This is a genomic window from Streptomyces niveiscabiei (assembly GCF_001419795.1).
Taxonomy (GTDB): Bacteria; Actinomycetota; Actinomycetes; order Streptomycetales; family Streptomycetaceae; genus Streptomyces; species Streptomyces niveiscabiei.
Window position 1 is genome coordinate 1 of sequence record NZ_LIRL01000948.1, and the last position, 7,785, is coordinate 7,785.

A 7,785-nucleotide genomic window follows, 5' to 3' on the forward strand; every position below is an offset into this window, starting at 1 on the left:
CCCGCCCTCGGCGAGCCGCACGGCGACGGTGTACGACGAGGTGTCCCCGGGGTCCCCGCACAGCGAGTACTGCCGCACGAGCCCCGAGGGCAGCACGAGGTCGAGATGCGCGCCGGGCTCCCAGCGCGGCAACTCCTCGCCCTCCAGCCTGAGTTGCACCACCCCCTCGGCAACCGCCTCGCGCGCCGCGACCCGCAGCCGCATCCCGCGCGTCCGGGGCCGCCCCGACACCGGCTCCTCCAGCGCCGGCATCGGCCACAGCGGCGACGCCTGGATCCGCCGCCGCATCGACCGCTTCACCAGCAGGGCGACCCCCGCGACCGCGACGACCGCGAGCGGCCGGGGCGCCATCAGGACGCCCTCTTCTCGGCGGCGAGCGCGGCCGGAGAGGTCGCGAGATACGCGACGGCCTGCTCGGTCGACCCCTCCTGCGAGGGGTGGTACGTCCGGCTGAGGTAGCTCGGGATCGACTTCAGGATGTCCCCGGTCGCCGGCAGCGTGCCCTGCTCGCCGCTCAGGTAGAACGCCTTCACCGACGCCTTCCCGTCCAGCAGGGTCGGGTCGTTGGCCATGAAGAACCGGATACCGCGCTGCCACAGGAACACCAGCATCCCGAACGCCGTCCCCCAAGTCCGCACCCGCCGCCGGTAGTTGCCGTCGACGTGCACGAACAGGTCGAAGGCGACCGACCGGTGCTCGACCTCCTCCGCGCCGTGCCACCGCAGCAGGTCCAGCATCGTCGGGTCGGCGCCCCGCCGGTCCAACTCCTGCGCGTTGAGCACCCAGTCCCCGAGGAACGCCGTGTAGTGCTCGATCGCGGCGATCAGCGCGACCCGCTCCAGCAGCCACCAGTGCCGCGCCCGCCCCGGCGGCAGGGTCCGGTCGCCGAGGAGCTTCTCGAACATCCAGTCCACCTGCGCGGTGTACGGCGTCGGGTCGAGCCCCTGCTCCCGCAGGTGGGGGAGGACCTCGTCGTGGGCCTGCGAGTGCATCGCCTCCTGCCCGATGAACCCGACGACGTCCGCGCGCAGCCGCTCGTCCCGGATGTACGGCAGCACCTGCCGGTACACGTGCACGAACCACCGCTCGCCCGCCGGCAGCAGGAGGTGCAGCACGTTGATGGTGTGCGTGGTGAAGGGGTCCCCCGGCACCCAGTGCAGCGGGGTCCCCTCCCAGGAGAACGACACCTTCCGCGCCTTGAGGTCGACCCGCTCGCCCTCGACCGGCCGGGGTGCCCGTGCGGCCTGCTTGTTAGACATACTGTCAATGTACTGATGGGTAGAGCGGGGGTGAACCCCTGTGCGCGACCGAATTTCAGCAACCGATTTCTGCCGCTTTCCGCCCGCCCTACCGCAGCACCTTGACCGCTTTCCCGCCCTTCAGCGTCCCCTCGAGCCCCGCCTGCACCCCTTGCCCGGTCCGTACGGCGAGCAGGTTGCCGTCCGCCCGCGCCTCGACCCCGCCGGTCGTCCGCAGCGACGCCGTGTCCTTGTCCCCGGCGGCCAGCAGGAACCAGTTCCCGGCCTTCGACTTCCACAGCGCCCCCGCCAGCACATGCGGATCGCGCGGACCGCACGCCGGTACGTCCGCCGCCTTCGCGACGACCGCCCCGAACAGCCCGCCCGGCGTGTGGAACTGGGCCAGCGCCCGCGTCCCGTCACCCCGCCAGGTCTCCGCGCGCGTGCACACCCACTCCGCCGCCCCGCTCCCGTCCGGCAGCCCCTGCCGCGCGAACTCCCAGGCGTTCACGGCCCGTACCCCCAGCGCCCGCACGTCCCCGAGCGAACACGCGTACGGCGCCCACGTCTTGAGCGCCTCCGCGCCGGTCGCGTCCTTCTCCTTGCCGGGCCGCCCCGAGGTGAGCCGCGCCGGAACCAACTCACCCAGGTCGCTGACGAGTTGGCGGCCCTGCCCGCCGGTCAGCTCCAGGACGTTCCAGCCCGTGCAGCTCCCCGTCCGCGTCGCCGGGCTGACCATCGGGGACGTCACACCCTGCGCCAGCGTCAGGTCCATCACCCCGGCGCCGGGCTTCGACAGATCCCGCTCACCCGCCTCGGTCACCCAAGGGGCGGTCAGATAGCGGACGTTGCCGTCGGCGCGGCTCAGCACCACCGCACCCGCCTCCGCGCCGGACGCGCCGTCCACCCGCGCGAAGTCCAGGGCGGCGCCCGCCGTGCCGTCCTTCGGTTCGGCGTAACGGGCGATGCGCAGACCGTCGTACAGGATCACCACCCGTACGTTGTCGATCGCGCCCGCGTACAGGAGCTGGGGCGGGCCCGAGGGGCCGCCGGTCGGGGTGTCCGGGGTCGCGGAGACGTGGACCTGCTCGCCGGGGCGCGCCCAGACCGCCAGCGCGCGGCGCAACAGGGCCTCGTCGCCGGTGAGTTCACCGCGCGCGGGCCACGCCGAGAAGTCCGTGCGCGCCGACGTCCGCCACGCGACGGGGGAGACCTTCAGGAGGCGCCCCGGGTCCAACGCGGCCTCCGCCGCAGGGTTCTTGGCGTACGCGGGCGCCGCCGCGCCGTCCGGGCCCCAGCCGCCCCCGGGCAGCACGACCAGCACCCCGCACACCACCAGCGCGGCCCCCGCCGCGAGCGCCGCCCGGCCGTGCTGGCGGCGGCGCATCAGGTCCGTCGGCCGCGCCTGGAGCGAGCACGGGTCGAAGCCGGGGGAGTCGAGGAGCGTGAACTCCCCTTCCACCGCGCCCGATTCACGCAGCGCCGCGTCGATCGCGGTGACCCCGCACGCCCCCAGGACCTTCCGGACGTCGGCCTCCGGAAGCTGCTCAAGACCCGACAGCGCGTACGCCGCGCGCGCCGGGCCGTCCAGCGCCGACAGCCGCTGCTCCAGGGCGAGTTCGTCGGCACCGCCCGAGCGCGGGAACAGCCGCAGCCCCCACACCTGGGGCAGCAGCGGCGGCAGTTGGGCCCGCTTCGGCCACGCGCGGCGCCTCAGCGGCAACCCGGCCTGGAGCGCCGTACGGACCACCTGGAGCCGGACGTACGCATACCCCGGGTCGCCGTCCCGGCCCGTCGACTGGGCCGGGATCACCGGGGCCGAGGCCCTGCGGCGGGGCAGGGCGCGCTGGACGAGGGCGTGCGCGGTCAGGACGCGCCGGCCCCGCGCGAGCGTCGGCGGCAGCACGAGGTACGCGAGCCGGACGAGGCGCGGATAGTGCTCGACGAGCGCGGCCTCGGCCTGCTCGACGTCGAGGGCGGGGCCGGAGTGGGGCGAGCGGGACGCTGGGCGCTGGGCGACATCCTGTGACTGCACGTCCGGGAGAACGAGCGGCACGACAGGAGGTCACCGCCGCCCGGGTGAATCCCCCCTACGGGGCCGGGCGTTCGAGGAACGTTTCAGCGCAACGGGGCCGAGACCGACCGAACCGGCCTGCCCGGCGCGCCGGTTCACGCCGCACGCCCCCGGTCCTGCCTCAGCCCTCCGGCTCCACCAGCGCCCGCGCATAGTTCGCCATCGACCGCTGATAGCGCGGGAGATGACCCGCCAGCGCCCCCAGCACCAGTGACAGCCCCTCCCGGTCCCGGCCCAGGCTCGACAGGCACAGCGCGAGGCACGCCCGTACCGCGTCGTCCAACTCGTCGGAGGGCGCGTCCAGTTCGGGCGTCAGGAGCTTCACGCCCTGCTCGGCCCGGCCGACGTTGCGCAGCGAACTCGCGAGCTGGATCTTCGTACGCCGTTTCCGGTAGCCGTCGAGACCGAGGGCGAGGGCCTCCTCGTACAGCGGAACGGCCTTGTCGGAGCGGCCCGTCGAGTCCCAGGCGCAGGCCTGCTCGAAGGGGGCGACGGGGTCGCCCGGCGGCAACTCGGCGGTGAGGGAGGTGATCACGGCCCGGAAGTCGGCGCCCTGGTCCTCCGGGTACTCGTCGAAACTCGCCCACGCGGCGGCGACGCGGTCTTCCCAGTCCTGGTTCATGGAGATCACGATGGCACGCGGGGGTTACGAGCCGTACCGATATAAGTGACCGGTTGAGTGGAACGCGTACCGGTGTCCGTATCCAGGGGGAGGTCTCTCAGGGAGGAACTGGACAGATGAAGCTGACCCGACCGACGCTCGCGGCGCTCGCCGCCGTGGCGGCGCTGACGCTGGCGGGCTGCGGATCCGGCGGGGACGGCAAGGCCGCCGACGCCGTACCCGTCGCGGCGACCGGCAGCCTGGAGCAGCTCGCGGCGAAGGTGGACTGCAAGCCGAACATGCAGACCGACGCGGACGAACTGCGCCAGGCCATCTGCAAGACCGGCGACGGCAAGTTCATCCTCCTCACCTTCGCGACCGACCGCGGGCAGCGCGAGTGGATCAACGGGGCGAAGGACTACGGCGGTCACTACCTCGTCGGCCGCAAGTGGATCGCCGTCGGCGAGGAGACGAAGACGGTGAACACCCTGCGCGAGACGCTCGGCGGGGACATCGAGGAGGGCATCGACCACTCGGCCGGACACACCAGTCACTGACGCGGAACGTACGAGAGAGCCGGCGGTGGGAATCCCACCGCCGGCTCTCTCATGTACCTGAGCTCAGGCGACTACTGGCACTTGCGCCCGGTGTTGATGCAGTTGACCATCTGGTTCATCGTGTTCTGCGAGAAGAAGTTGATGAAGTCGTTGTGGTCGGTGATCGGCTTGTGCAGCTGCTCCGGGAAGGTGTCCACCGCGTAGGCGTTCTTCACCTGGCCGTTCTGGATCTGCGGACGCGGGACGTTGTAGACCAGCCGGACCTGGAGCTGGGGGATCGCCTTGAAGCCGTTGGCGCACTGGCCGTTGCCCTGGACGAACGACACGTGCGTGCGGTGGTTGGCCGAGTCGATGTTCTGGCCGTCCCAGCAGCTCTGGAAGAAGGACGTACGGACCACCTGGCTGCCCTGCGGGCAGATCGGGTACTTGTCCTTCAGCTGCACCTTGTTCTCGAAGCCGGTGCAGCTCCAGTTCGTGTTGGCGTTGGCGTTGCCGTTGACGAACGCCTTCGCGTCACCGGTGATGATGCGCAGGGCGGTCGGCATCGCGACGACGTTGCCGCGCTTGTTGCCGACGAACTTCAGCTGGGCCTGGGCCGGCTGGAGGATCTTGCCGACGTTGCCTTCCTTGCCGCCGCCGTCGTTGTTCTGGTCGAAGTCCTGCGTACCGTCCTGGACGCGGAGGACCGGCCAGAAGTACGAGGACTTGTCGCCCTGGTTCTGGCAGGTGGTCTGCGCGTTCGCCAGCTCCTGGTCGGACGCGAAGGCGTCGTTCGACTGGTTGCCGACGTAGTCGTGCAGGTGGTGGGCGCCGTTGGCGACACCGGGGGCCACGATCACGTTGTCCGTGTTGTGGTTGTCGTTGCCGTTGGTGCCGCACTTGGTGGTGAAGGAACCGCGCGAACCGCCGCCGCCGTTCGCGGCGAGGCCGTTGTTGCCGACACCGAAGTTGGCGCCGCCGCCGACCTTCGTGATGTCCACGAAGTCCGCGGCCACCGGGCCGTTGCCGCCCTGACCGCCACCGGCCTGCTGGCCGCCGTTGTTCTGACCGCCGTTGTTCTGGCCGCCGTTGTTGTTCTGGCCGTTGCCGTTCTGGCCGTTCTGACCATTCTGGCCGTTGCCGTTCTGGCCGTTGTTGTTGCCGTTGTTCTGGCCGCCGTTGTTGTTGCCGCCGTTGTTCTGGCCGTTGCCGCCGTTGTTGCCACCGGCGTTGGTGTTGGCGACCTGCGGCGTGCAGGCGGCGAGCTGGCTGAGCGAGTTGTCGAACTGCCCGCCCACGCGCTGGATGTTGATGCGGATACGGTCGATCGTCGCGGCCCGCTTCTCCTTCAGCGGCCCCGTGATCGCGTTCTGCACGAACCCGGGGTCACCCGCCTGCGCCTGCCGGGTGGAGGCGAGCCGGGCGTAGGCCTCGGTGATCTGCTTGTCCAGCAGCGCCAACTCCCTGTCGACGCCCTGGCGCGCGTTCTGCGGCACGTTCGTCAGCCGCTGGCCGACGTCCGGGCAGGCGATCGTCGCGACCTGGGCGCCGGCGGCCTTGACCTCGTTCTGGCCCGAGCCGCCCGACGATTCATGCGCCGAAGCGTAGAAGTTTGCCCAGATCAGCCCGCCCCCACCGAGCGCTAGGGCCGCCGACGCGGCTATGGCCTTGTTGGCCATCGACGAACGGCGTTTACGTGTGTTGCGTCCCATGGAACTCCTCTGACTTCCTTGCGGGGCAGCATCGAGGCGCCCGACAGGAGTGAAGCGGCGTCGTTCATTACGCACGCCGGCTCAGAGGTGTTCAGCCGTCTCAGAAAAACCTGTGAGACAACCCGAGTTGGTGGGATCAACGATCTCGGTCCAGGAACGCCAGCACCGCCAGTACCCTGCGGTTGTCGTCGTCCGAGACCTCCAGACCGAGCTTTGTGAAGATGTTCGCTGTGTGCTTCGCCACAGCCCGCTCGGTCACCACGAGCTTCCCCGCGATCGCCGCGTTCGACCGGCCCTGCGCCATCAGCTCCAGCACCTCAAGCTCCCTCGGCGTCAGCCGCGCCGGGAGCCTGTCCTCCCCACGCCGCGCCAGGAGTTGCTGGATCACCTGAGGGTCCATCGCCGTGCCTCCCGCCGCGACCCGCCGTACCGCGTCCACGAACTGCTCCGCGTCGAACACCCGGTCCTTCAGCAGATAGCCCACTCCGCCCGTGCCGTCCGCCAGCAACTCCCGCGCGTAGAGCTGCTCCACGTGCTGCGACAGCACCAGCACCGGGAACCCCGGCCTCTCCCGCCTGGCCCGCAGCGCGCACTGCAAGCCCTCGTCCGTCAGCGTCGGCGGGAGCCGGACGTCCACCACCGCGACGTCCGGCTTCAACTCCCGCAGTGCCTGCTCCAGTTCGGGGCCCGTCTCCACCGCCGCCGCGATCTCGAAGCCGAACGCCTCCAGCAGGCGCACGAGGCCGTCCCTCAACAGGAACAGGTCCTCGGCTAGGACAACACGCACGGGATCTCCATCGTCGCCATCGTGGGGCCGCCGGCGGGGGAGCTGACGGCCAGGACGCCGTCGAATGTACCCAGCCGCCGTTCCACCCCGGCGAGACCCGAACCCGCGCCGACGGCCGCGCCGCCCCGGCCGTTGTCGGTGACGGAGATCCTCAACAGGCCGTCGGAGTGGTGGACATCGACCCAGACGCGGTCCGCCGACGCGTGCTTGACCGCGTTCGTCAGCAGCTCGCTCACCGCGAAGTACGCCGCCGACTCGACGGGAGCCTCCGCGCGGCCTTCGAGGTCGACGGTCACCTCCACCGGCAGCGGCAGCCGCAGCGCCAACGCCCGCACGGCATCGCCGAGTCCGCGCTCCGCCAGCACCGGCGGGTGGATCCCCCGCACCAGGTCCCGCAACTCCTCCAGCGTCTCCGCCGAGTTGCGCCGCGCCTGCGCCAGCAACCGCTTCGCCGTCGCCGGGTCCCGCTCGATCAGCGCCTCGATCGTGCCCAGGTCCATGCCCATCGCGACGATCCGCGCCTGCGCGCCATCGTGCAAGTCCCGCTCGATACGGCGGAGTTCGGCCGCCGAGGTGTCGACCGCGTCACGCCGGGTGTCGGTCAGGACCCGTACCCGCTCGGTGAGTTCGTCGTGGTCCGCCCCCAACACAGCCCTGGTGAGCCGGAAATGAGCGGTCAGAAGAGTGCGGTTGTAGCGGAGGGCGAGAGCGAGGAACCCGACGCCGAGTACGGCCGCGGCGAGCGCCGTCGGGAAGCCCGACACCGGTACGAACGCGTACCAGTACGGGTCGTCGCCGTACACCTGCCACAGCCCGAACGGCATCGCGAGCCCCTCG

7 protein-coding genes and 1 pseudogene are annotated in these 7,785 nt (G+C 71.1%); 1 reads left to right on the forward strand and 7 read right to left on the reverse strand.

The features are described from left to right. The 4 genes and pseudogenes from AOK24_RS37575 to AOK24_RS37590 form a co-directional block, all read right to left on the reverse strand. Positions 1-351: pseudogene (locus AOK24_RS37575) on the reverse strand (PDR/VanB family oxidoreductase); the annotation flags it as partial. Further along, positions 351-1,259: a metal-dependent hydrolase gene (locus tag AOK24_RS37580; RefSeq protein WP_055724427.1), complete on the reverse strand. Its 909-nt coding sequence runs from the start codon at positions 1,257-1,259 to the stop codon at positions 351-353. The pseudogene AOK24_RS37575 and the gene AOK24_RS37580, both read right to left, overlap by 1 nt. 88 nt (positions 1,260-1,347) lie before the next feature. Beyond that, positions 1,348-3,273, reverse strand: a complete 1,926-nt coding sequence (locus AOK24_RS37585) for a hypothetical protein (protein ID WP_055724432.1) — start codon at positions 3,271-3,273, stop codon at positions 1,348-1,350. 160 nt (positions 3,274-3,433) lie between these two features. Then, positions 3,434-3,934, reverse strand: a complete 501-nt coding sequence (locus tag AOK24_RS37590; protein ID WP_055724428.1) for a tetratricopeptide repeat protein — start codon at positions 3,932-3,934, stop codon at positions 3,434-3,436. 116 nt (positions 3,935-4,050) lie between these two features. Between AOK24_RS37590 and AOK24_RS37595 the strand changes: the two genes are divergently transcribed. Next, positions 4,051-4,470, forward strand: a complete 420-nt coding sequence (locus AOK24_RS37595) for a hypothetical protein (RefSeq protein WP_055724429.1) — start codon at positions 4,051-4,053, stop codon at positions 4,468-4,470. Positions 4,471-4,541: 71 nt separating this feature from the next. On the opposite strand, the gene AOK24_RS37600 is transcribed toward AOK24_RS37595, so the two are convergent. The 3 genes from AOK24_RS37600 to AOK24_RS37610 all read right to left on the reverse strand — a co-directional run. Beyond that, positions 4,542-6,161: a DUF1996 domain-containing protein gene (locus tag AOK24_RS37600; protein ID WP_055724430.1), complete on the reverse strand. Its 1,620-nt coding sequence runs from the start codon at positions 6,159-6,161 to the stop codon at positions 4,542-4,544. Between the two features lie 136 nt (positions 6,162-6,297). After that, positions 6,298-6,948, reverse strand: coding sequence for a LuxR C-terminal-related transcriptional regulator (locus tag AOK24_RS37605; RefSeq protein ID WP_055724431.1), 651 nt, complete (start codon positions 6,946-6,948; stop codon positions 6,298-6,300). Next, the coding region (locus tag AOK24_RS37610) for a sensor histidine kinase (RefSeq protein WP_055724433.1) at positions 6,933-7,785 on the reverse strand (853 nt) is incomplete at its 5' end. The genes AOK24_RS37605 and AOK24_RS37610, both read right to left, overlap by 16 nt.

What these genes read in the sequence shown, in the direction of transcription:
- AOK24_RS37580 (WP_055724427.1), bottom strand. Translation starts at nt 1,259, where the DNA reads ATGTCTAACAAGCAGGCCGCACGGGCACCCCGGCCGGTCGAGGGCGAG.
- AOK24_RS37590 (WP_055724428.1), bottom strand. Translation starts at nt 3,934, where the DNA reads ATGAACCAGGACTGGGAAGACCGCGTCGCCGCCGCGTGGGCGAGTTTC.
- AOK24_RS37595 (WP_055724429.1), top strand. Translation starts at nt 4,051, where the DNA reads ATGAAGCTGACCCGACCGACGCTCGCGGCGCTCGCCGCCGTGGCGGCG.
- AOK24_RS37600 (WP_055724430.1), bottom strand. Translation starts at nt 6,161, where the DNA reads ATGGGACGCAACACACGTAAACGCCGTTCGTCGATGGCCAACAAGGCC.